This is a genomic window from Streptomyces sp. NPDC002057 (genome assembly GCF_040296665.1).
GTDB lineage: Bacteria > Actinomycetota > Actinomycetes > Streptomycetales > Streptomycetaceae > Streptomyces.
The window spans coordinates 102127-124390 of the sequence record NZ_JBEOXR010000005.1; the positions used below are offsets into that span (position 1 = coordinate 102127).

The following is a 22264-nucleotide window of genomic DNA, read 5'->3' on the forward strand; positions in this document are numbered from 1 at the left end:
GGATCGGGCCGGGCCCGCGCGCCCGGCCCGAAGGACGGGCCCTAGCCGACCAGGAGGTCCTTCCGCAGCTCCCCGAGCTCCCGGTCGTCGATGCCGAGGCCCTTCCGCAGGTACCCGCGGAAGGAGCCGTACTCCTCCTCGACCTCGTCGAAGCTCGCGTTGAGGTACCCGGGGCGGACGTCGAGGAGCGGCTTGTAGACGGCGGCCTGCTGGGCCGGCAGGTGGGAGAGGATCGCCTCGTTGGCGGCGGCCCGGTAGGTGTTGCTGGCGAGGTAGTCGGCCATGACCGTCTCCTCGGGGACCCCGAGGGCGGTCAGCAGGGCCGCGTTCGACCAGCCGGTGCGGTCCTTGCCGGCGGTGCAGTGGAAGAGGACACCGCGCCTCCGGTCGGAGCCGATGCCGTCGAAGACGGTGGTGTACGCGGCACGGGCGGTGGCGCCGCCCACCATGAAGCGGTTGCCCTCGACCATCATCGCCTCGGCCTCGGCGGGGCTCTTCGGCATCGAGGTGAAGGTGCCGGTGCCGGCGAGGACGTCGGCGACGACGTGCGCGGCGCCGGCCGGGACGCGGTCGGGCGCGGTGGTCCGCTCGGACTCCATGCGCAGGTCGAAGACCGTACGGACACCGAGGCGCCCCAGCTTGGCGAGGTCGGCGTCGGTGAGCTTCTCCAGGGAGTCGGAGCGGTAGACCTCGCCCATCCTCACCCAGTGGCCGTCGGTGGTGCGGTAGCCGCCCGCGTCACGGAAGTTGACCGTGCCCTGGAGGCGGATCAGCCGGTCGGCGAGGCGCAGCGGGGTGCCCCGGTCGGGGACGAGGTCGAACCAGCGCCGGTCGGTGGCGGCGAGCCCCCGGACGGTGACCGAGCCGGTCGCCCCGCCGCGGTGGACGGTGCGGCCGTCGGTGCGGATCGTGACGCCGCGGGTGCCGGGGGCCCGCCACGCGACGGTGTGGGTGCCGTCGGCGTTCTCCGTGACGGTCGCGACGGTGAAGGGGATCCGCGGGGCGCCCTGGTGCCGCCCGCCGTGGTGGGGGTGCGAGGGGGCGAAGGGGTGCGCGGAGGCGGTCGGCGCGGTCAGCCCGGTCAGCAGGACGGCGGCGACGGCCGCGGCGGAGAGGGATTTGACTCGTGTCACGGGGTTCATGACGCGGATCGTTCAAGTCCTGCCCGAACCTCGGGTGAACTGCGGTCAAAACCGGCCTGAAGGGCGTCGGATCACATAACGTTCCGGCCCCCGAACGGACGTACCCGGTCCATTACAGTGCTGCGCAGACCGGTCTACGGGGGGAGGGCACGACGTGGCCACGACAGCCGCGGCCGTGTGGGGCCGCGCCGAACAGCAGGACTTCCGCGCCCGCGTACGCGGCTGCCTGCTCGGCGGCGCCCTCGGCGACGCGCTGGGAGCGGGCGCCGAGGGCCGCACCCTCGCCGCGCTCCGCGAGGCCCACGGACCTGACGGACTCACCGAGCCCGCGCCCGCCTTCGGCCGCCGCGGCGCCGTCACCGCCGCGACCCAGATGGGCCTCTTCACCGTCGACGGCCTGATCCGCGCCCAGGTCCGCCGCGACACCGGCGCCTGGCACCCGCCCACCGACGTCCACCGGGCGCATCTGCGCTGGGCCGCCACCCAGCGCGACTGGGGCCCCGACGAACGCCGCAAGGACAACGGCTGGCTCGCCCACGAGGAGTGGCTCTACGCCCGCCGCAACCCGCCCCGCGCCTGCCTCACCGGCCTCGGCGACGAGCGCCTCGGCACCCTCGACAAGCCCAAGAACCCCACGGCCGGCGACTCCGGCGCCCTGGTCCGCTCGGCCCCCTTCGGGCTGCTCGTCGGCTGGGAGCCGCAGCTCGTCTGCCAGCTCGCCGTCGAGTGCGCCGCCCAGACCCACGGAGCCCCGGCCGCCGGCCTCGCCGCCGGCGCCTTCGCGGTCGTCGTCCACGGACTCGCCCGCGGCGGCTCCGTGGAGACCTCCGTCGACCGGGCGCTCGGCCAGCTGGCGGCGCGCCCCGGCCACGAGCCGGTCACCGAGGCCCTCGGCCGCGCCCTCGGAGCCGTACGGGAGGGGGTGCCGGACCCGGAGCGGGTGGCCGCCCTCGGCGCGACCGAGGACCGGGCGGAGGGCCAGCTCGCGGCGGCCGTCTACTGCGCCCTGGTCGGCGAGGACGTACGGCACGGGCTGCGGCTCGCGGTCAACCACGACGGGCCCTCGGCGGCGACGGGGGCGCTCACCGGCGCCCTCCTCGGCGCCCTGCACGGCGAGACGGCCCTCCCGCCGGCCTGGCTGGCCGAACTGGAGGGCCGTGCGACGGTCCTGGAGCTCGCGGACGACTTCTCGATGGAGATGACGCAGGGGGCCGCCCTGCACGGCCCCACGGAGTCCTCGCCGGGCTGGCTCGCGCGCTACCCGAGGGGCTGACCGGCGCGCTCGCCGCCCTGTGCGGGGATCGCGGCGGTCCCGTCCCCGTCCCCGTCCGGGTCCGAGCCGATCCGGTCCAGGAGCGCGTCCCGCTCCGGGGTGTCCTCCGGCCTGACGAAGCCGATCAGGACGTACAGGACGAGGGAGGTGGCGAGCGGGGAGACGATCTGGATCTGGAGCTCGACGCCGTCGAGGCCGTAGTTGGTGAGCCAGAAGACGAAGAGTCCGGCCGCCCAGGAGACGAGCGCCGCCGTCGGGCCCGACTTCCGGAAGGCGCGCAGCAGTCCGAGCATGAACGGGATCGCGATCGGTCCCATCAGTCCGGCGACCCATTTGATGACGACGGTGATGATGTCCTTGAAGGTGGGGGAGTTGACCTGGGTCGCGACCGCCATCGACAGGGCGAGGAAGGCGATCGTCGACCAGCGGGCGGCGAGCAGCCCGGCCCGCTGCGTCCAGCTCCGGGCGGCCCTGCTGAGGACCGGGGCGATGTCCCGGGTGAAGACGGCCGCGATGGCGTTGGCGTCGGAGGAGCACATGGCCATGGTGTGCGAGAAGAAGCCGACGACGACGAGGCCGAGGAGGCCGTGCGGCAGCAGCTGCTCGGTCATGAGGGCGTACGCGTCGGAGCCGTCGGGCTTCTTCGGGTCGACGAGCAGCGGCGCGCACCACATGGGGAAGAAGAGGACGAGCGGCCACACGAACCAGAGCACGGCGGAGAGCCGGCCGGAGCGGGTGGCCTCGCGGGCGGACGGGGTGGCCATGTAGCGCTGGGCCTGGTTCCACATGCCGCCGCTGTACTCGAAGGTCTTGATGAAGAGGTAGGCGAGCAGGAAGGTCATCGTGTACGGGCCGGCCGTCGGCGCGGTGTGGCCCTGGAGCTCGGGCCGGTCCCAGACGGTCCACAGCGCGCTGAACCCGCCGAGCTTGCCGAGGACGGCGACGAGCATGGCGATGCCGGCGAAGAACTGGATGACGAACTGGCCGAGTTCGGTGAGGGCGTCGGCCCAGAGCCCGCCGACCGTGCAGTAGACGCCGGTGACGACGCCGGTGATGAGGATGCCCTGGTTCAGGGAGATGCCGGTGAAGACCGAGAGCAGGGTGGCGATGGCGGCCCACTTGGCGCCCACGTCGACGATCTTCAGGAGGACGCCGGACCAGGCGAGGGCCTGCTGGGTCGGGAGGTTGTAGCGGTCCTTGAGGTATTCGAGCGGGGAGGCCACCTTGAGCCGGGAGCGCAGCCGGTTGAGCCGGGGCGCGAAGAGGTGGGCGCCGATGGCGATGCCGATGGCGATGGGGAAGGACCACGTGACGTACGAGGTGACGCCGTAGGTGTAGGCGATGCCCGCGTAGCCGGTGAACATCACGGCGCTGTAGCCGGACATGTGGTGGGAGATGCCGGAGAGCCACCAGGGCATCCGGCCGCCGGCGGTGAAGAAGTCGGAGACGGTGTCCACGCGCTTGTGGGACCAGACGCCGATCGCGACCATCACGCCGAAGTAGCCGATGAGCACGGCCCAGTCGAGACTGTTCATGGAGCCCCCTCCAAGGGGTCTGGTCCGCCTTGTGAACGCCGTTCATGGTGTGGCGTGTTGCAAGGCGGGGACAATGCAATGGAGGGTCAAGGGACAGTAAAATCGTTCTGCTTACTGACCCTTGTTCACGTCTATGAACTTGTGCGCATGGGCGACGGTCCCGGCCGGCGCGTGGCTACGGAACGGTCATCGCATCAGCTCGCCCGCGTTGACCAGCAACGACTGTCCCGTGATCGCCCGCGCCCGGTCCGAGGCGAGGAAGGCCGCCGCCTCCGCCACGTCCCCGTCCGTCGCGAGCTCCGGCAGCGCCATCCGTTCGGTCAGCCGGGCGAGCACCTCCGCCTCCGGCACCCCCTCGGTGTGCGCGGCGAACTGGACGTACGCCTGCACCGGCGGTCCCCACATCCACCCCGGCAGCACGGTGTTGACCCGGATCCGGTGCGGCCCCAGCTCGTGCGCGAGCGAGTACATCGCCGAGGTCAGCGCCCCCTTCGAGGCCGCGTACGCCGCCTGCCGCACCTGCGAGGGGGCGGCCACCGCCGACTGCGTCCCGATCAGGACCACGGAACCCCCGCGCTCCCTGAGCGCCGGCAGGCAGGCCCGGGTCATCCGGAGGGTGCCGAGCAGGTTCACGTCCAGGACCCCCTGCCAGGTCGCGAAGTCGGCGTCCTCCAGGCCGCCGAAGTAGGAGTCCCAGGCGGCGACGTGGACGACCGCGTCGATCCCGCCGAAGCGCTCGGCCGCGAGGGCGGCGAGGGCCTCGCACTGTGCCTCGTCGGTGATGTCGGTCGCCCGGTACGCGGTGCGGCGCCCCTCCGGGTCGATCTCGGCGGCGGACTTGGCGAGGTTCGCCTCGGTGCGGGCGCCGAGGACCGCGTTGCCGCCGTCCCGCACCACCGTCTCGGCGACGCGGTGGCCGAGCCCGGCGCCGACCCCCGACACGACGACCGTCTTCCCCTGGAGCAGCATCCGGACCCCTCTCGACCCTGGCCAAGTATCTGACGGTCCGTCAGAGTAGGTGCCCGTCACCGACTTGGGAAGGGGTACGAAGTGAGCGAGGAGAACCGCAGCGAGACCTACGCGGAACTGGCCTCCGTCGGCCCGTACGGGGTGCGGCCCGGCCACGCGCTGATCACCATGGTCGAACCGCATCCGGGCCACGAGTACGCGTACAACCGCTGGTACGAGGACGACCACTACTACGCCGGCGCCATGGCCATGCCCTGGATGTACGCGGGCCGCCGCTGGGTCGCCACCCGCGCGCTCCAGGAGCTGCGGAGCCCCGAGAAGTCCGCCGTCGCCCGGCCCGTCACCACCGGCTGCTACCTCTCCACGTACTGGATCACCGAGGGCCGCTACGACGACCACATGAAGTGGACCGTCGGCATCAACAAACGGCTCAACCGCGACGCCCGCGTCCACCAGGAGCGCACCCACGTCTTCACCTCGTTCCAGGACCACGAGGCGACCGTCTACCGCGACGGGGCGGCCGGCCCGCGCGACTTCCACGCCCTCGACCACCCCTACGCCGGGCTGATCCTCCAGGTCATCGACGCCGAGGGCCCGGCGGAACGGGCGGCCCTGCTCGAACGCCTCCGCACCCGGGACCTGCCCCGCCGCCTCGCCGGCTCACCGGCGGCGATGGTCACCGTCTTCCGCCCCACCCCGCTGCCGGGCGACCGCATGACGTACGTGAAGCAGGTCGAGGGGATCGACACCCGGCTGACCCTGCTGTGGTTCCTGGAGCGCGACCCCCGCGCCTGCTGGTCGCGGCACTTCGCGGACCTGGAGGAACTGGGCGGCGAGGAGGGCCGGGTGGAGCTGGTGGCACCGTTCGTCCCGACGGTCCCGGGGACGGACCGGTACGTGGACGAACTGCGCTGATCCAGGCCGCTCGCGCCACGGCCTCGCCTCGTCCCACGGGCCGGGGAAAAGGCCGAGCCCCCTCGGCCAGGACGGCGGACCGGACGAGAGGGCTCCTGCGTACTGCTGTGATGCGTACTGCGGTGATGCGTACTGCGGTGATACGTGCTGCTGTGATACGTGCTGCTGTGATGCGTACGGCGGTGATGCGTACGGCGGTGATGTCTACCGCCGTGGCGACTTGAGCGACGGGGCTCAGAGCGCCCCGTTGCTCACCTCGCCGACGAAGGCGTTCCACGATCCCGGTCCGAAAGAGAGGGACGGTCCCTCGGGGGCCTTGGAGTCCCGCACCGCGATCGCGGCAACGACGGGGGACTTCACCTCGACGCAGGCCCCGTTCCCTCCGGAGTACGAGGACTTCGTCCAGGTGTCCGTACCGCCCTGAATAATCGCCATGCTGCTCAGCTCCGGTTCTGCCAGTGGGGTGTGTCGCGCCAACGTTCTTGCCGGCGTGATCGACGCTACTCGTCGGTCCCGTCCGGCGGGACCGGCGTTCACACGTCCGAGTGGCATATTCCAACTGAGCTTCCGTGGGAGCGAGTACGCCGTGTACCGTACATGCCCCGCTGTCCTCATGGCCGGTTCCGGCTCATCCCCTGGCGTGCTTCTTCACCATCTCCGAGATGAAGTCACGGCTCTGCTCGACGTTCAGCGCCTGCGCCCTGAGGTGCTCGTACATGACGCTGTACTTGCCGACGTCCTGCGCCTTCTCCAGGTACAGATCGCTCGTGACGCCCTCGATGTAGACGACGCTGGAGTCCGACGTGTCCGGGAACTCCAGGATCGAGTACTGACCGCTGATCCCCGGGTGCGCGCCCATCTCGAACGGGATCACCTGCACGGTGACGTGCGGCAGGTGCGACTGCTCGACGAGGTGCTCCAGCTGCTCCACCATCAACTGCCGGCTCCCGACGATCCGGTGCAGCGCGCCCTCGTCGATCACCGCCCAGAGCCGCAGCGGACGCTCCTCGTCCCGGATCCGCTCCTGACGGCGGGTGCGGACCGTGACCCGCTTCTCGATGTCGGCCGGCGTCGACTCCGGCAGCGCGCCCGTGATCACGGCCTCCGCGTACGCGTGCGTCTGGAGGAGCCCCGGGATGATCTGCGGCTCGTACATCCGCAGGCTCTCCGCGTCCGTCTCCAGACCGATGTAGACGCTGTACGGGATGTCGCCGAAGGCGTGCCACCAGCCCTGCTGGCGCGAGTCCTTGGCCATCTGCATGAGCGAGTCGACCATGCGCTCGTCCTCGACCTCGTACACACCGCAGAGGTCGCGCACATCGCGCTGGCTGATCGAGCGACGGCCGTTCTCCAGCCGGCTGATCTTGGACTGCGAGACGAGGAGGCGCTCGGCGACCTGCTCGGCCGTCATGTTCTTCGCCTCGCGGAGCTTGCGCAGCTCCTGGCCCAATCGGCGTCGCCTGACGGTGGGGTTGACGTTGGACGCCACGGAAACTGCACCTCCGGCTGTCTGCTGCGTAGCTGTGAGTACCTACCGCTTGGCAGACTGCCACCAATGGCCGGGCGTGCGCTGGAAAATGACCACAACGTATGCCTGGTGAGCACCGGAAACGCCGGTGGCGCGACGCACCTGGGCGTCGCGCGCACCGGGACGCACATGTGCGGGGCGGCCGTCCTGACCGCCCCGCACACTTGTGCGGCTCCCGGGGTGGGTCTTCGCTCCGGGGTGTCTAGTGCGCCGCCGCGCGGGCCATGCTGCCGCGAGGCTGCGCCGGGACACCCGCGGCGCTCCGACGCGGCTGTGCAGCCGCGCCGTTCTGGACGTCCATCACGGCGTGCGCCACGAGTCCGCCCATCGGGTCGTGCCGGATCAGATCGCGCAGCCGGGACCGCGACGACCGTCCTTCGTTGCCGGGGTAGAGGTGCTTCCCGAGACCGACCGCATGGGCCAGCGCGGCAAGCGCCGCGGTCCGCGGGTCCGGCGGTACGCCGGTGCGGATCGCACTGTCCAGCCGGGAACGGATCTCCCGACTGATCGCCGTGTCCGTCGCCTGGTAGCGAGTCGTCGGCAACACCCCGCACATCTGGCCCTCCACGGCATGCACCATGCCGCATCGCTCCAGATGCGAGAGATACGTCTGGCGGAGCCCCAGTCGGGGTCCGCCGATCCAGTGGACGGCCCGAACCGGGCTGCCACGCCTGCGCAGCAGCTCCAGTGCGGAGTCCAAGGTCGGATCTCCGGTCGGCCGTGGCATCACCACGGCGATACGATCCCCGTCAGGGGCTATCCGGCCTGCCAATGCCAGCTCCACTAGCTGTGCACCGGCCAGGCCGAGGTCGAGCGACTGCGGCTGCGCTGTGGTACCCGTGGTCGGGTCCAGAGCGAGCAGCAGAAGCTCCTCCGGAATGGTTCTGCGGCTCCTGCCCATCCATGCCTCCCCGCGTGGATGAATGACAGGGTGACCCCTCTCACATTCATCTGTCGAGAGTGCCTGGGTGGTTCATCCGGGAACCAGTAGGTATGTCGTTCTCGTCTAGCACGGGGGCCAAGGGGTTCACACAGGACACTGGTACACGGACCGGTACATGGTCCGTACGTACGCATGACGCATGGAGGAGGCACGGTGGCGGGCGAGTCCCCCGACAGGGCGGAGCAGCAGGGACCGTCTCAGGAGACGACGGCCTCGGGCGGCGGCGGCCGGGATCCTCGGCTTTCCGTGTTCCATGAGTCAGACGCCTCGTCGTCGGCCGCGGTTGCGTCCTCGGGTTCGACGCCGGCCTCTTCGGCTTCGTCGGCGACCTCGACTTCGGCCTCGGGTTCGGCTTCGACTTCGGCTTCGTCGGTTCAGGTCGACCAGCCGACGGCCGTCTTCAAGAACCTGGCGCCGCGGACTCCGGAGGACGACGCGCCGGCGGCCACGCCGGAGCCGGAGAGCGAGCGCCTGAAGGCCGCGGTGGCGGCGTGGGTCGCGACGGCGGAGGAGCCGGAGGCGGAGTCCGAGGGCGAGTCCGAGGGCGCGGCTTCGACGGCGGCCGAGGGTTCGGGGTCGGCGACTGGGGCCGAGGTCGAGGACGGGGCCGAGGCCGGCGAGTCCGGCGCGGACGAGCCGGAGCCGGATGCGGAGTCGCTGACCGAGCCTGAGCCTGCGTCTGCCTCCGCCTCCGCGTCTGACGCGGAGTCGGACACGGCCGATGAGGACGACCCCGAGGACGACCCCGAGGACGGGGACGGGGACGAGCCGGAGGACGCCGAGCCCGAGGACGAGGCGGAGGCCGACGCGGACGACGACGCGGACGAGGAGCCCGTCCAGGCGACGGCGTCCGCCGAGGCGAAGGCGCCCGCGGAGTCCTGGTTCGCGTCGCGGAAGCCGGCGGAGGCGCCGAAGCGCGAGGAGCCGTCCTCGGACGACTCGGCGACCGAAGGCGCCACCGACACCACCGCCGACGCCCCCGATGCCTCCGATGACGCCTCCGATGACGTCCCCGTCTACGTCCAGGCCAACGGCCCCGACGACGGCCCTGACGACGGCTCCGGCGACGTCGACGAGGAGCCGGTCGACCAGCCGACGACCATGTTCAAGGCCGTCCGGCCGCCGGCCGCGCCGCCCGTGGACCAGCCGACGACCGCGCTGAAGCTCCCGCCGTCCCTGCGCGAGGGCTCCGACAGCGAGCGCACGAGCACCTTCCTGCCGCTGCGTGCGGACATCCCGGCCGAGCAGAAGGCCCAGGAGGCCGCCTCCAAGGCCCCGGGAGCCCCCAAGGCCCCCCAGACGCCCGGGGCGCCCAAGCCCGCCGCCTCCGCGGCCTCCGCTGCCGCTCCCGCGGCGAAGCCGGCTCCGGCGCCCGTGCCGTCGCCGGCTCTCGCCGAGCCCGAGCGGACGCGGCAGCAGCCCTTGCCGCCGCTGCCCCCGCTCGACCTGCTCGCCGAGCTGACGAACACGCCGCCGCCCGCGCCGACCCCGCTGCGGACGACCATGCGCCGGGTGCGGATCTGGACCCCGCTGGTGCTGCTCGTGCTGATCGTCTTTGCGATCGTGCAGATGGTCCGCCCGCTGCCCGCGCCCGTTCTCACGCTCTCCGCCGCGCCGACCTTCTCCTTCGAGGGCGGCGAGCTGAAGATGCCGTGGCCCACCGAGGGACAGGGCGCCGTCGAGGTCGAGGGCGTCGGTTCGATGGGCACGTACGGGGCGCAGAAGCCGGCCCCGATCGCGAGCGTCACGAAGACGATGACGGCGTACGTGATCCTCCGCGACCACCCGCTCAAGGGGAACCAGAAGGGCCCCGAGATCGAGATCGACAAGAAGGCCGCCGATCAGGGCAAGGCGGAGCACGAGTCGACGGCGGCGGTCCAGGAGGGCCAGACGTACACGGAGAAGGAGCTCCTGCAGCTCCTCATGATCCCGTCCGCGAACAACGTGGCCCGGCTGCTGGCCCGCTGGGACGCCGGTTCGGAGGCCGCGTTCGTCGAGAAGATGAACGCCGCGGCCAAGGACCTGGGCATGTCGCAGTCGACGTACACGGACCCGTCGGGTCTGCTCGACAGCACCGTGTCGACCCCGCAGGACCAGCTGAAGCTGGCGAAGGCGGTCATGCAGTACGACGTGTTCCGCGAGATCGTGAACATGCCGAACGTGACCGTCGACGGCATCCCCGGCCGGATCGAGAACAACAACAACATCCTGCTCAAGCCGGGTGTGAGCGGCATCAAGACCGGCTCCTCCACCCCGGCCGGCGGCAACCTGCTCTGGTCGGCGAACACGGTCGTCGACGGCAAGAACCGGCGCATCCTCGGCATCGTGATGGGGGCCAAGGACGCGAAGCAGCTCGGTGAGAAGCTCCAGCTCTCCATCGACTACAGCTACGAGCTGATCAAGAAGGCGCAGAAGGACGTCACCTCGGCCGCCGTGGTCCGCAAGGGCCAGATCCTCGGCTACGTGGACGACGGCCTCGGCGGCCGGACCCCGGTCGTCGCCACCAAGGAGCTGCGGGCGGTCGGCTGGCCGGGTCTCCAGGTGAAGCTGGAGCTCACCGACGGCGGCAAGGCCCTCGCGCACACCGGCAAGGCGGGCGACGTCGTCGGCCAGGTGTCGATCGGCACCGGCGTCGGCAAGGTCAGCTCTCCCGTCGCCCTCCAGGCGGACCTGGTGGAGCCGGGCTTCGACAAGAAGCTCACCCGCGTGGGCTGAGAAGCCACTCGCTCGGCTGGGCGCCCCGGTTCTCCGGGGCGCCCTGCTGTTAGCGTTTCCGGGGGACGAGAACCATGCGTGCGCACACATGACGCACGGGGGAAGAGAGCCGGGCAGCACGGGAAAGGGCCGCAGTGACCACCGCCGAGCCGAAACGCGCCGACCGCGCGGACTCCGACCCTGACTCCGGCACGGCTTCCGACGCCCCTTCCGGCAGCCCTTCCGGCGCTCCTTCCCCCCTGGACTCCGACTCGGGGAACGGGGAAGCCTCTTCCCCTTCGCGAATAGTGCTACCGGCGCAGCGGCCGGCCCCGGCGCCTCCCGCCCAGGCCCCGGCCCGGAGACAGACTCCGCGGCGGAAGCGCCGCTACACGGTCATGGCGGCCACGGGCCTCGCGGCGGTCACCCACATCCTGTGGTTCTTCTTCTTCGCCAACAGCGGCGGGGACCTGGCCGCGCAGGACGCGTGGGCCGAGTTCGTCGGCCGGCACCCTGACTCCGCGTACAACCTCGCCTGGTACGGCGGGATGCACCCGGTCTCGTACAGCGTCGTGTCGCCGTACCTGATGTCGCTGCTCGGCGTGCGCAGCACGATGATGATCGCCGGGACCCTGTCGGCCGCGCTGACCGCGCTGATCCTGGTGCGGGTGCGGGCGGTCCGCAATCCGCTGGCCTGCTCGGTCGCGGGCGTCTTCGCGTTCCTGTGCAACGCCCTGTCGGGGCGGGTGACCTTCGGCCTCGGCATGATGTTCGCGGTCGGCGCGGTGGCGGCCGTGTTCTGCTGGCCGCACCGCTGGCGCCGCAAGCGCTGGGCGAAGGCCGCGGTGGCCGCGCCGCTCGCCGGTCTGGCGACGGCGTGCAGCCCGGTCGCGGGGCTCTTCCTGGGGGTCGCGGCGGCGGCGCTGTTCCTGAACCGCCGGCGCCCGGGCGCGTACGCCCTCGGTCTCGCCCCGGTGCTCGTGGTCGCCCTCTCCTCCTGGCTCTTCCCCTTCTCGGGCACGCAGCCGATGGCGTTCGGCTCGACCGCGCTGCCGCTGCTGTTCGGCGCCCTGGTCTTCGTGCTGGTCCCGAGGGACTGGCGGACGGTCCGCACGGCCGCCGCCGTGTACACGGTCGGCACGCTGCTCACCTGGCTGATCGACTCGCAGATCGGCTCGAACATCTCGCGGCTCCCGATGCTCTTCGCGGGCGTCGTGCTGCTCGCGGCCCTGCCGTACACGGCGCCGCGTTCACGCCGTTGGTACGCGCTGCTGCTCGCCTTCGCCGGCCTGAACTTCTGGATCGGCTTCAAGGGCGTCGACGACGTGATCCGCACCGCCCCCGACGCCTCCTGGGCGCGCGAGCTCGCGCCGCTGATCAACCAGCTCCAGGTACGGGACGCGGGCAAGGCGCGGGTGGAGGTCGTCCCGGCGTCCAGCCACCGCGAGTCCTCGGCGCTCAGCCCGTACATCAACCTGGCGCGGGGCTGGAACCGCCAGGCGGACATGGAGCGCAACCCGCTCTTCTACGACGACACCCTGAACGCGGTGAACTACGAGGACTGGCTCCACCGCTGGGCCGTCCACTACGTGGTGCTGCCCACCGGGGCCCCCGATTCGGGCGCCGAGCAGGAGGCGGAACTGGTCGGCGAGGGCCTGCCGTACCTGAACCAGGTCTGGTCGGACGAGAACTGGCGCCTGTACGAGGTCGAGAACCCGACCCCGCTCGCCGACCCGCCGGCCGAGGTGCGGAGCGCGGAGGAGAACGAGGTCGTGATCCGCGTCGGCACCCCCGGCCGGGTCCTCATCCGGGTCCCGTACTCGCCGTGGCTGGCGCTCATCGACGAGAACGGCGCCAAGGTCGAACCCCCGCAGGAGACCGAGGCCTCGAAGCTGGCCCGCGAGGAGTCGGACACCGAGATCCCGAAGGTCTTCGCCAACGAGCACGGCTGCCTCTTCAAGACGGAGGCGGACGTGGAGGGCGACGAGTGGACGGAACTGATCGCCCCGAAGCCCGGCGTCTACCGCCTGGCGGCCCCGTACAAGCTCTCCAGGGGCACGGCCTGCCCGGAGGAACTGCGCTGACGCGGGCTACGGCCTGCGGTACCCGTCGAGCATCCGGCGCATCCCGAGGGCGTGGCCGCCGCTGCGGATGACGAGGAGCCGGTAGACCCACCCGGCCGCGCCGGGAAAGACGGCCCGGGTCTCGGCGCGCAGCCGGCAGCGCCCGTCCGTCAGCTCCTGGATCCGGAACACGAGGCTGTACGTGGAGAACCGGTGGCGGCCCTCCAGGGCCAGCTCCCGCCCGGGCAGCACCCGGACGACCCGGAACCCGGGATACTCCGAACCCTCGGCAAGCGGCCGGACCCCGGCATGCCCACGGGGCACCCCGCGCACGCGCCGCACGTACCAGGCGCCGAAGGCCCCCGAGAGCGCCCGCTCGACCCCGAGCAGAAGCCGAGGCCACAACACCTCACCGCGCACGCCGACGACGACGGAGTGCTCGTCGACGAACGGCAGTGGTTCCACACCGCGAAACTACCGACTCCCTGCCCCCTCAACAAGGCCCGCGATCTCCTCACAATCACTCTCCGAACCCGTCCACTTACCTACCGCTATGCTCGCGGGCACTGCCGCGGCCGCGCGGCGGACCGAGACAGGGGCATCCGCATGGCCATCATCGTCACCTTCGACCTCCCGGGCGCCGGACAGGAGCTCTACGACACGGTCATCGAGCGCGTGACCGCCGGACGCGGCTTCACCCGGTTCGCGGACCTGCCGAACCCCGGCCTCGTCTCCCACGCGGCGGGCCCGATCGACGGAGGATTCCGCGTGACCGAGGTCTGGGAAAGCGCGGAAGCCCTGGAGACCCACGCGAAGACCTTCGCCCCCATCCTGACCGCCCTGGGCCACCCCGACCTCCAGCCCACGATCATCCCGGCCCACAACGTCGTGGTGCGATGAACCCCAGAACCACCGAGGGCCGCACCTGAACCTTCAGGCGCGGCCTTCGCGCTTGTGGTGAGCCCTTCTGACGCTGGTGTGGCGGTCAGAAGGGAAGCCCGCCCGGGTCCTCAGACATACGCCGGGCGAACGCGTCGACGACCTGAGGTGCGCCACGTTGGGCGTCCTCATCGAGCAGCGCCGCGACGAGAGCCTTCCTGACCACAGGAAGCGACTCCCGCGCGTGAGACGTACGGGTGCGAGGCCGGCCGTTGACGTCGATGGGCCACACCCCAACGTTCAGGTGTGGCCCATGTCCCTGTGCCCCCGGCAGGATTCGAACCTGCGACACCCGCTTTAGGAGAGCGGTGCTCTATCCCCTGAGCTACGAAGGCCGGGTGGGGAGCGGCCCGTGGGGTCGCTTCGCCGCCGTCAGTGTAGCGGGTGGTGTGGTCGGTGTACGGGGGACAGGGTCTGGCCGCGTTGTGTTCCGTGGGGTGCGTGATCTTTGGTGGGGTGGGTGTGGTCTTTCCTGTGGGTGGGCGGTGGGCCACGGTCCTCGTGAGGACCTGAGGGGGGCTGACGTGGGCTTGGCTGCCGGTCCCTGGCGGGGGCACGAACCCGGAGTGCTCGTCGTGGGGCTCTTCGTCGGTGCGGCTGTCCTGGTGGGGCTTGTCGTTTGTCTGGGGTCTCGGTTCGCGCCCGGCACCCTGCGGCGGTACGACGCGGTCCGGGGGGCGGCGTTCTCGTCCCCGGTCATGTGAATCCGGCGCTCGCCGTTGTGCCGCCGCTCGCCCGCTTCGGTGCCGTGGTCTCCGGGGGCCTGTGCCGGCTGCGGCGCGTCCCGGTGCGGGGTTGACCCTGTTCGCGCGGGGCGCATAGCGTCGCCGGGCCGGTGGAGCAGGTGTCGAGGAGGGCTCGTGGTGGAAGCGCGGCTGACCGCTGTCGGGGCGCCCTTCGAGGTGAGCGAGGGGGTCTACGCCTCCGGGCCGCGGACCCTGCGCGAGTTCGTCGAGGTCGTCTGGGGGTACGGGGACCAGGTCTTCCTCGTGGCCGAGGGGCGGGTTCTGACGTATCGGGAGTTCTTCGACGCCTCCTGTGGGCTCGCCCGGCGGCTTCTCGGGGAGTGCGGGCTGCGCCCGGGCGACCGTGTCGTCGTCGCCATGCGGAACCTGCCCGAGTGGCAGATCGCCTTCTGGGCCGCCCAGCTCGCCGGGCTCGTCGCCGTACCCCTCAACGCCTGGTGGACCGAGGACGAGTTCGCGTACGCGCTCGACGACTGTGCCCCGGGCGTGCTGCTCGTCGACGGGGAGCGGGTCGGGCGGGCCGAGGAGTGGGCCGGGCGGAACCGGGTGCCCGGGATCGTCTTCGAGCCGGAAGGGCCGCTTCCCTCGGGCTTCCGGGCGTACGTGCCCGACACCGATCCGTTCCTCGGGCCGCCGCCCGTCGACGTCCTGCCCGAGCACGACGCCACCGTCGTCTACACCTCCGGCACCACCGGGCGGCCCAAGGGCGCCGTCGCCACCCATCTCGCGCAGGCCGGGGCGGCCATGAACCCCCGGTACTTCGCCGCCGCCGCGGCCCTCGCGCGCGGTGACGTGCCCGGGACGGGGCCCGCACCCGTCTCGCTGACCACCTTCCCCTTCTTCCACGTGGCCGCGTTCACGTCGTTCTACGGGGTCATGGCGGCCGGCGGGACGCTGGTGATGATGCGGAAGTGGGACGCGGGCCGGGCCCTGGAGCTGATCCGCGAGCATCGCGTCACGCACTACGCCGGGGTGCCGACCACCGCGCTCCAGCTCCTCGACCTCGCCCGGGCGACCGGCGACCGGCTGGAGAGCCTCACCCTGCTCAGCACCGGGGGCGCCGCCGCCCCGCCGGGCATCGTCGACGGGATCTCCGCCGGGTACGGGGAGCGCGTCGAGCCCCGGAACGGCTACGGGCTCACCGAGACCTGCGGCGGGGTCCTGTCGAACGTCGGCGCCGAGTACCGCGCCCATCCCGGGAGCGTCGGCCGGCCCTCGCCCGTCACCGAGGTGCGGGTCGACCGGCCCGACGCGGAGGGTGTGGGGGAGCTGTGGCTGCGCGGGCAGTCGCTGATCCGGGGGTACTGGGGGGACGAGCCGGCGACCCGCGCGGCGTTCGCCGACGGCGGGTGGTTCCGGACCGGGGACCTCGGGCGCGTGGACGCTGAGGGGCGGGTCTTCGTCGTCGACCGGCTCACCGACATGGTGATCCGCGGCGGCGAGAACGTCTACTGCGTCGAGGTCGAGGGCGTCCTGCACGAGCACCCCGACGTCGTCGACGCCGCCGTGCTCGGCGTCCCGCATCCCCTCCTCGGGGAGGAGGTCGCGGCCGTCGTCCGGCTGCGGCCCGGCGCCGCCGTCGGGGTCGAGGAGCTGCGCGCGCACGTGGGCGCGCGCCTCGCCGCCTTCAAGGTGCCCGCCCGGGTCCTCGTACGGGAGGAGGAGCTGCCCCGGAACCCGACCGGGAAGCTCCTCAAGCGCGAGCTGAGGGGCAGCCTGGTCACGGGCGGGTGATCCGGACCCGGTAGGTGCCGTTCTCGTCCTCGTCCAGGACGGTGATCCTTATGCCGTTGGCGCGGTCCGTGAAGGTCTCGCCGGGGCGGTAGGGGGCGTCCGACAGCTCCGCGTGGACGTTCGCGCGGCGCGTGCAGCCGCCGCTCGCGTGCTCGCTGTCGGACACGGTCACCGGGCCGTGGCCGGTGTCCACGTCGGACTCCACCCGGTAGACGAGGACGCCCTGTTCGCAGACCGCCTCGTCGTTGCCGTCCTTGCTGCGGACCTCGACCGCGTACCCGGAGGTGTCGGAGAGCGGGACGAAGGCGAGCTTGGGGCCGCCCGGGACGGCCAGCGGGGTGAGGGTGTAGTCGCCGGTGCCGGGGTCGGACGCGCAGCCGACCTGGTCGTTGTCGAGCCAGCCCAGTTTCCACTTGTGCCAGCCGAGCAGGTCGTTGTTGGCCCCCCAGTCCTCGGACATGATGTCCCAGTGCCCGACGGTCCCGCCGCCGTCCGAGGTGTACAGGTCGGGCAGCCCGAAGACGTGCCCGTTCTCGTGCGGCAGGACGCGGTAGCCGGTCTCGGCGAAGCTGCCGGAGCCGTCGTCCTGGCGGCTGTAGACGAAGGACGTGTTGGCGAGCGGCACGCCGTCCGCGTAGGGGGCGTCGTCGTTGCCGGAGAAGGTCACGGACAGGACGGTGTCGAGGGCCGAGGGCCCGGCGTTCGGTGTGACGAGGACGTTGACCAGGTCGTACGCGCTGAAGTCCACCTTCGGGTCGGCCGCCTTCACGATGTCCTCGACGAGGGAGCGGTAGCCCGGTTCGTACGGTGAGCCGCGCTCGATCCCGTACGCGGAGAACGCCTTGGGCATCCGCAGCCAGTCGGGTATCGGGGCCTCGGCGCGGTAGTGCAGGCGCCCGTACGAGCTGGTGCGGAACCACTCGGCGGTCTGCGGGAAGAACTCGCGGAAGCGGCTCATCGCCGTGCCGTCGCCGGTGGCGTCCGGGAAGTCGATCATCAGGTTGAGGGCCCTGACCTGGCCCGTGGAGCGCACGTATCCGGGGGCGGTGGGCAGCCCCTCCGACATCTGCACGCCCATCGTGGTCGCGATGCGGCACGGCCCCAGCTGGGCTCCGCCGGGCGCGGCGGCCACCGGGCCGGCCGAGGCGGGGGCGGGGCCGGGCAGGGTGGAGCTCGCGGAGGCGAGCAGCGTGAGGGAGAGCGCCGTGGTCGCGGCCAGGGCGACGGGTCTGCGTATCCGTCGGCGGGGGTGCTGCATACGGTCGCCTCTCCGAGGGGGCAGGTCGGCGGAACGACCCCTTCCGGTCAGCGCGGGTCCGTGGGGGCCGCATCCGTTCCGGCAGGGGTCCGCGTGAGCCGCATCCGTTCGGGCAGGGGCCCGCGTGGCCCCGTCCGTCCCGGCGCGGGCCCACGCGGGTCGCGTCCGTCCCGGCGTGCGGCCGCCCGTGACCCCATGGGTCCGCGGGCGACCGCGCTGTGCGATCAGCCTGTGACGAGAGGTTGCGGCGCGCGCGCCGGGTGGCCCGATCGTGGGTATTCCGGCCGGCACCCGACATGTGACCCAGGTCACATGTGTGGCGGGAAATAACCGGGGACTCGGTCCCCGTTTATGACTGTGTTCAGCGAAGTGGGGAGTCCGTCCCCGGAACCGAAGGGTCCGGCGGAAGAGCCGGAGACCCCGAGTGACGAGTGAAGTGAGGAGGCCGCGGCGTGACCAGCGACGTCGCCGACACCGCGCCCGCCCGCCGCGTACCCCGACCGCGCGCCGACGCCCTGCGCAACCGCGAGCGGATCGTGACGACCGCCCGCGAGATGTTCGTCGAGTTCGGCCCCCAGGTGCCGTACGACGAGGTCGCGCGCCGGGCCGGCGTCGGGAACGCCACGCTCTACCGGAACTTCCCCGAGCGCAACGACCTCGTCCGCGAGGTCGTGCTCTCGATCATGGCCCGCGTCACCGAGCTCGCCGAGCGGGCCACGGAGGAGGACGACACCTTCGCCGCCCTCCGGCGCTTCACCCACGCCGCCGCCGACGAACGCATCGGCGCCCTGTGCCCGATGCTCGACGGGGCCTTCGACAAGGACCACCCCGACCTGACGGCCGAACGCGAACGCCTGGAGGAAGCCGTCCAGTCGCTCGTCGACCGCGCCCAGCGGGCCGGCCGGCTCCGCTCCGACGTCGGCGTCGGAGACCTGATGGTGGCGGTGTCCCAGCTGACCCGCCCCCTGCCGGGTACGGCCTGCGGCGCCAACTTCGACCAGTTCGTCCACCGTCACCTGCAACTGTTCCTCGACGGCCTGGAGGCGCCCGCGCGCTCCGAGCTGCCCGGGACGGCCGCGACCCTGGAGGACCTGAGGCGCGACTCCTGCTCGCCGCGCACGCCGTGACCGCCGGTCGGGGCCGCCCGTCCGGCTGAACCCGTCGGACGACCCGTGCGACCCGCCTGACCCGCACGATCTGTGTGACCCGTGCGACCCGCATGACCCGCGTGACCTTTACGACCCGCACGACCCGCGTGACCTGTACGACCCGCGTGACCTGTACGCCCCGCACGACCCCCATCGCTTTTACGTCCTTTTTCACCAGTACGCGCCAAGAGGTGGCTACCCCCATGCCGAAAATCCCCGACGACACCGTGACCCAAGCCGACCCCGGCCGCTGGAAAGCGCTCGTCTTCATCGCCCTCGCCCAGCTGATGGTCGTGCTCGACGCGACGATCGTGAACATCGCCCTGCCCTCCGCGCAGCAGGACCTCGGCATCTCGGACGGCAACCGGCAGTGGGTCATCACCGCCTACGCCCTCGCCTTCGGCGGTCTGCTCCTCTTCGGCGGCCGCATCGCCGACCTGTGGGGCCGTAAGCGCACCTTCGTCGTCGGCCTGATCGGCTTCGCCCTCGCCTCCGCACTCGGCGGGGCCGCGACCGGCGAGGCGATGATGCTCGGTGCCCGCGCGCTCCAGGGCGCCTTCGGCGCGCTCCTCGCGCCCGCCGCGCTCTCGCTGCTCGCCGTGACCTTCACCGACGGCAAGGAGCGCGCCAAGGCCTTCGGCATCTACGGCGCGATCGCCGGTGGTGGCGGCGCCGTGGGTCTGATCCTCGGCGGATTCCTCACCGAGTACCTGAACTGGCGCTGGACCTTCTTCGTCAACATCCCGTTCGCCGTGGTCGCCGCCGTCGGCGCGTACCTGGTCATCCGCGAGCCCGCGGGCGGCCGCAACCGCTCCACGCTCGACATCCCCGGCGTCATCCTGTCCACCCTGGGCCTGGTCGCGCTCGTGTACGGCTTCACCCGCGCCGAGTCCGAGGGCTGGAGCGACACCGGCACCATCGGCCTCTTCGTCGGCTCGGCCGTCCTGCTCCTCGCCTTCGTGCTCACCGAGGCGAGGGTGAAGTCCCCGCTGCTCCCGCTGCGCGTCCTGACCGACCGCAACCGCGGCGGTGTCTACCTGTCCCTGGGTCTCGCCGTCATCTCGATGTTCGGCCTCTTCCTCTTCCTGACCTACTACCTCCAGGTCGTGAAGGGCTACTCGCCGGTCATGACGGGCTTCGCGTTCCTCCCGATGATCGCGGGCATGATCATCGGATCGACGCAGATCGGCACGCGGCTGATGACCCGCGTCCCGCCGCGCCTGCTCATGGCCCCCGGCTTCCTGACCGCCGGCCTCGGCATGCTGCTCCTCACCCAGCTGGAGATCGGCACCTCGTACGCCGGTCTGATCCTGCCCGCGCAGCTGCTGCTCGGCCTGGGCATGGGTACGGCCTTCATGCCGGCGATGTCGCTCGCGACGCTCGGCGTGGACCCGCGTGACGCCGGTGTGGCCTCCGCGATGGTCAACACCTCGCAGCAGGTCGGCGGCGCCATCGGTACGGCCCTGCTGAACACGATCGCCGCCTCGGCGACCACCGCGTACCTGACGGACAACGCGGCGGGCGCGACCACCCCGGCCGCCCAGAAGCTGCTCCAGCTCCAGGGCATGGTCGAGGGCTACACCGCGGCCATCTGGTGGGCCGTGGGCATCCTGGTCGCCTCGGCCGCGATCGCCTTCGTCCTGATCAACACCGGGAAGCCGGACACCGGGGCCGTCGTCGGGTCCGGCGCGGGCGCCGACGACGAGATGAAGGTCCCGGTCATCGCCCACTGACCCGAGCCCGGTTCCCCACCCTGGCGGCCGTCACCCGTCACGGTTCCCCACCCTGGCGGCCGTCACCCGAGCCCGGTTCCCCACCCTGGCGGCCGTCACCCGGCCCGATTCCCCACTCCGGCCGTCACCCGTCACGGTTCCCGCCCTGACCGTCACCCGCCCTGGTTCCGCGAGCCCCGTGCTCAGCGGAGCCAGGGCAGGTCCGCGTCCGGGTCCGCCGGTTCGAGGCCCTCGGCCATGACGCGCATGATCGCGCCGAGCTGTTCGACCTGCTCGGGCGCGAGCCGGTCGAAGAGGGCCTGGCGTACGGCCGTCACATGGCCCGGCGCGGTCCTGCGCAGTACCTCCATGCCCTCGTCCGTGAGCTGCGCGAACTGTCCGCGCTTGTCGGAGGGGCAGTTCTCGCGGCGGACCCAGCCGTTCTTCTCCAGCCGGGCGATCGCGTGGGAGAGGCGGGAACGGGTGATCTTGGCGCTCTTGGCGAGCTCGGTCATCCGCAGCCGCCGGCGGGGTGCCTGGGAGAGCTGGACGAGCAGGCCGTAGTAGATGTGCGGCATCCCGGCGTCGCGCTGCAACTGGCGGTCGAGGTGATCCTCCAGGAGCGTGGTGGCGTGCAGGTACGAGCGCCAGACGTGCTGCTCCTCGTCGCTGAGCCAGCGTGGTTCGGTCATGTCTCCCATGGTTCCCATCGTACGACTCGTTCTTGAAAGTTGAACTATGTCGGCTTATCCTGCGCAGGAGTGAACTTGAAGTTTCAAGAATCACGCCCTCGCCAACGCCGGAAGCCGGAGGCCGTCGCCATGGACACCACGCTCGAACGGATGCCCGCCCTCTACCTGTCCCACGGCGCCCCGCCGCTCGCCGACGACCCCGTCTGGCCCGGCGAGCTCGCCGCCTGGTCCGCCGACCTCCCGCGCCCCACGGCGATCCTCATGATCTCCGCCCACTGGGAGGAGGCCCCGCTCGCCCTCGGCGCCACCGAGACGATCCCGCTGGTCTACGACTTCTGGGGCTTCCCCGAGCACTACTACCGCGTCCAGTACGCGGCCCCCGGCGCGCCCCGGCTGGCCGAGTCCGTCCGCAAGCTGCTCCGCGCGCCCGGCACGCCCGTGCAGGACATCCCCGACCGGGGTCTCGACCACGGCGCGTACGTGCCGCTCGTCGAGATGTTCCCCGGCGCCGACATCCCCGTGCTCCAGATCTCCATGCCGACCCTCGACCCGCGCCGCCTCATGGACATCGGGCGCAAGCTCGCGCCGCTCCGCGACGAGGGCGTCCTGATCGTGGGCAGCGGCTTCTTCACCCACAACCTCGCCGCCCTCCGCCACACCGGCGGCGGGGTGCCGGGCTGGTCCGCCGAGTTCGACGCCTGGGGGTACGAGGCCCTCGCCGCGCACGACGTCGACGCGCTGCTCGACTTCGAGCACAAGTCGCCGGCCGGACGCCTCGCCCACCCGCGTACGGAGCACTTCGCCCCGCTCTTCGTCACCATGGGCGCGGCGGACGCGGCCGGGGACCTCGACGCGGAGCGGTCGGTGATCGACGGGTTCTGGCTGGGTCTCGCCAAGCGGTCGGTCCAGTTCGGCTGAGCCCGCGGCCTCGCGGGCCCGCGGCCCCGCAGCCCCGAAGCCCTGCGGCCCCGGA

The 22264-nt window shown here is 71.9% G+C and carries 18 protein-coding genes and 1 tRNA gene; 9 read left to right on the plus strand and 10 right to left on the minus strand.

The window, feature by feature from the left end; genetic code table 11:
* Positions 1 to 41: 41 nt before the first annotated feature.
* Positions 42 to 1142: a tyrosine-protein phosphatase gene (locus ABT129_RS06370; protein ID WP_351897292.1), complete on the minus strand. Its 1101-nt coding sequence runs from the start codon at positions 1140 to 1142 to the stop codon at positions 42 to 44.
* A 154-nt stretch (positions 1143 to 1296) separates the two neighbouring features.
* Between ABT129_RS06370 and ABT129_RS06375 the strand changes: the two genes are divergently transcribed.
* A complete protein-coding gene (locus ABT129_RS06375; RefSeq protein ID WP_351897295.1) occupies positions 1297 to 2415 on the plus strand; it encodes an ADP-ribosylglycohydrolase family protein in 1119 nt (372 codons plus the stop codon).
* On the opposite strand, the gene ABT129_RS06380 is transcribed toward ABT129_RS06375, so the two are convergent.
* Entirely contained in the window at positions 2400 to 3950 is a 1551-nt protein-coding gene (locus tag ABT129_RS06380; protein WP_351897296.1) for a sodium:solute symporter family protein, read from the minus strand. The genes ABT129_RS06375 and ABT129_RS06380 overlap by 16 nt on opposite strands.
* 186 nt (positions 3951 to 4136) lie before the next feature.
* Positions 4137 to 4919 (minus strand): SDR family oxidoreductase, encoded by a 783-nt coding sequence (locus tag ABT129_RS06385; protein ID WP_351897299.1) that lies wholly within the window; start codon positions 4917 to 4919, stop codon positions 4137 to 4139.
* An 81-nt stretch (positions 4920 to 5000) separates the two neighbouring features.
* Here ABT129_RS06385 and ABT129_RS06390 point away from each other — a divergent pair, with 81 nt between their 5' ends.
* Positions 5001 to 5834, plus strand: a complete 834-nt coding sequence (locus ABT129_RS06390) for a hypothetical protein (RefSeq protein ID WP_351897302.1) — start codon at positions 5001 to 5003, stop codon at positions 5832 to 5834.
* A 234-nt stretch (positions 5835 to 6068) separates the two neighbouring features.
* On the opposite strand, the gene ABT129_RS06395 is transcribed toward ABT129_RS06390, so the two are convergent.
* From ABT129_RS06395 to ABT129_RS06405, 3 genes are all read right to left on the minus strand, one after another.
* Entirely contained in the window at positions 6069 to 6269 is a 201-nt protein-coding gene (locus tag ABT129_RS06395; RefSeq protein ID WP_041133951.1) for a DUF397 domain-containing protein, read from the minus strand.
* 193 nt (positions 6270 to 6462) lie between these two features.
* Entirely contained in the window at positions 6463 to 7323 is an 861-nt protein-coding gene (locus tag ABT129_RS06400; RefSeq protein WP_351897304.1) for a helix-turn-helix domain-containing protein, read from the minus strand.
* A 241-nt stretch (positions 7324 to 7564) separates the two neighbouring features.
* Positions 7565 to 8263 (minus strand): GOLPH3/VPS74 family protein, encoded by a 699-nt coding sequence (locus ABT129_RS06405; RefSeq protein WP_030315572.1) that lies wholly within the window; start codon positions 8261 to 8263, stop codon positions 7565 to 7567.
* A gap of 174 nt (positions 8264 to 8437) precedes the next feature.
* On the opposite strand from ABT129_RS06405, the gene ABT129_RS06410 reads away from it, so the two are divergent.
* Positions 8438 to 11020, plus strand: a complete 2583-nt coding sequence (locus ABT129_RS06410) for a D-alanyl-D-alanine carboxypeptidase family protein (protein ID WP_502981667.1) — start codon at positions 8438 to 8440, stop codon at positions 11018 to 11020.
* A 134-nt stretch (positions 11021 to 11154) separates the two neighbouring features.
* Positions 11155 to 13083: a DUF8823 domain-containing protein gene (locus ABT129_RS06415; protein WP_351897307.1), complete on the plus strand. Its 1929-nt coding sequence runs from the start codon at positions 11155 to 11157 to the stop codon at positions 13081 to 13083.
* A 6-nt stretch (positions 13084 to 13089) separates the two neighbouring features.
* On the opposite strand, the gene ABT129_RS06420 is transcribed toward ABT129_RS06415, so the two are convergent.
* A complete protein-coding gene (locus tag ABT129_RS06420; protein ID WP_351897309.1) occupies positions 13090 to 13527 on the minus strand; it encodes a hypothetical protein in 438 nt (145 codons plus the stop codon).
* 141 nt (positions 13528 to 13668) lie between these two features.
* Here ABT129_RS06420 and ABT129_RS06425 point away from each other — a divergent pair, with 141 nt between their 5' ends.
* Positions 13669 to 13962, plus strand: coding sequence for a hypothetical protein (locus tag ABT129_RS06425; protein ID WP_351897310.1), 294 nt, complete (start codon positions 13669 to 13671; stop codon positions 13960 to 13962).
* Between the two features lie 301 nt (positions 13963 to 14263).
* On the opposite strand, the gene ABT129_RS06430 is transcribed toward ABT129_RS06425, so the two are convergent.
* A tRNA-Arg gene (locus tag ABT129_RS06430) sits at positions 14264 to 14336 on the minus strand.
* A 525-nt stretch (positions 14337 to 14861) separates the two neighbouring features.
* Here ABT129_RS06430 and ABT129_RS06435 point away from each other — a divergent pair.
* The gene (locus ABT129_RS06435) at positions 14862 to 16481 is read left to right on the plus strand and encodes a class I adenylate-forming enzyme family protein (protein WP_351897312.1); all 1620 of its coding nucleotides are present in this window, start codon (positions 14862 to 14864) and stop codon (positions 16479 to 16481) included.
* Here ABT129_RS06435 and ABT129_RS06440 read toward each other — a convergent pair.
* Complete coding sequence (locus ABT129_RS06440; RefSeq protein WP_351897315.1) at positions 16468 to 17739, minus strand: M6 family metalloprotease domain-containing protein; 1272 nt, start codon at positions 17737 to 17739, stop codon at positions 16468 to 16470. The two genes, ABT129_RS06435 and ABT129_RS06440, sit on opposite strands and share 14 nt — an antisense overlap.
* 452 nt (positions 17740 to 18191) lie before the next feature.
* Between ABT129_RS06440 and ABT129_RS06445 the strand changes: the two genes are divergently transcribed.
* Both ABT129_RS06445 and ABT129_RS06450 read left to right on the plus strand, forming a co-directional pair.
* Complete coding sequence (locus ABT129_RS06445; RefSeq protein ID WP_351897317.1) at positions 18192 to 18866, plus strand: TetR/AcrR family transcriptional regulator; 675 nt, start codon at positions 18192 to 18194, stop codon at positions 18864 to 18866.
* A 224-nt stretch (positions 18867 to 19090) separates the two neighbouring features.
* Positions 19091 to 20620, plus strand: a complete 1530-nt coding sequence (locus ABT129_RS06450; RefSeq protein ID WP_351897320.1) for an MFS transporter — start codon at positions 19091 to 19093, stop codon at positions 20618 to 20620.
* 182 nt (positions 20621 to 20802) lie between these two features.
* On the opposite strand, the gene ABT129_RS06455 is transcribed toward ABT129_RS06450, so the two are convergent.
* Complete coding sequence (locus tag ABT129_RS06455; RefSeq protein WP_351897322.1) at positions 20803 to 21291, minus strand: MarR family winged helix-turn-helix transcriptional regulator; 489 nt, start codon at positions 21289 to 21291, stop codon at positions 20803 to 20805.
* 129 nt (positions 21292 to 21420) lie between these two features.
* Here ABT129_RS06455 and ABT129_RS06460 point away from each other — a divergent pair, with 129 nt between their 5' ends.
* On the plus strand, positions 21421 to 22209 hold the full coding sequence (locus ABT129_RS06460) for a dioxygenase family protein (protein WP_351897326.1): 789 nt from the start codon (positions 21421 to 21423) through the stop codon (positions 22207 to 22209).
* Positions 22210 to 22264: the final 55 nt, after the last annotated feature.

What these genes read in the sequence shown, in the direction of transcription:
- ABT129_RS06425 (WP_351897310.1), top strand. Translation starts at nt 13,669, where the DNA reads ATGGCCATCATCGTCACCTTCGACCTCCCGGGCGCCGGACAGGAGCTC.
- ABT129_RS06405 (WP_030315572.1), bottom strand. Translation starts at nt 8,263, where the DNA reads ATGGGCAGGAGCCGCAGAACCATTCCGGAGGAGCTTCTGCTGCTCGCT.
- ABT129_RS06380 (WP_351897296.1), bottom strand. Translation starts at nt 3,950, where the DNA reads ATGAACAGTCTCGACTGGGCCGTGCTCATCGGCTACTTCGGCGTGATG.
- ABT129_RS06395 (WP_041133951.1), bottom strand. Translation starts at nt 6,269, where the DNA reads ATGGCGATTATTCAGGGCGGTACGGACACCTGGACGAAGTCCTCGTAC.
- ABT129_RS06455 (WP_351897322.1), bottom strand. Translation starts at nt 21,291, where the DNA reads ATGACCGAACCACGCTGGCTCAGCGACGAGGAGCAGCACGTCTGGCGC.
- ABT129_RS06440 (WP_351897315.1), bottom strand. Translation starts at nt 17,739, where the DNA reads ATGCAGCACCCCCGCCGACGGATACGCAGACCCGTCGCCCTGGCCGCG.
- ABT129_RS06385 (WP_351897299.1), bottom strand. Translation starts at nt 4,919, where the DNA reads ATGCTGCTCCAGGGGAAGACGGTCGTCGTGTCGGGGGTCGGCGCCGGG.
- ABT129_RS06410 (WP_502981667.1), top strand. Translation starts at nt 8,438, where the DNA reads ATGACGCATGGAGGAGGCACGGTGGCGGGCGAGTCCCCCGACAGGGCG.
- ABT129_RS06450 (WP_351897320.1), top strand. Translation starts at nt 19,091, where the DNA reads ATGCCGAAAATCCCCGACGACACCGTGACCCAAGCCGACCCCGGCCGC.
- ABT129_RS06370 (WP_351897292.1), bottom strand. Translation starts at nt 1,142, where the DNA reads ATGAACCCCGTGACACGAGTCAAATCCCTCTCCGCCGCGGCCGTCGCC.
- ABT129_RS06460 (WP_351897326.1), top strand. Translation starts at nt 21,421, where the DNA reads ATGGACACCACGCTCGAACGGATGCCCGCCCTCTACCTGTCCCACGGC.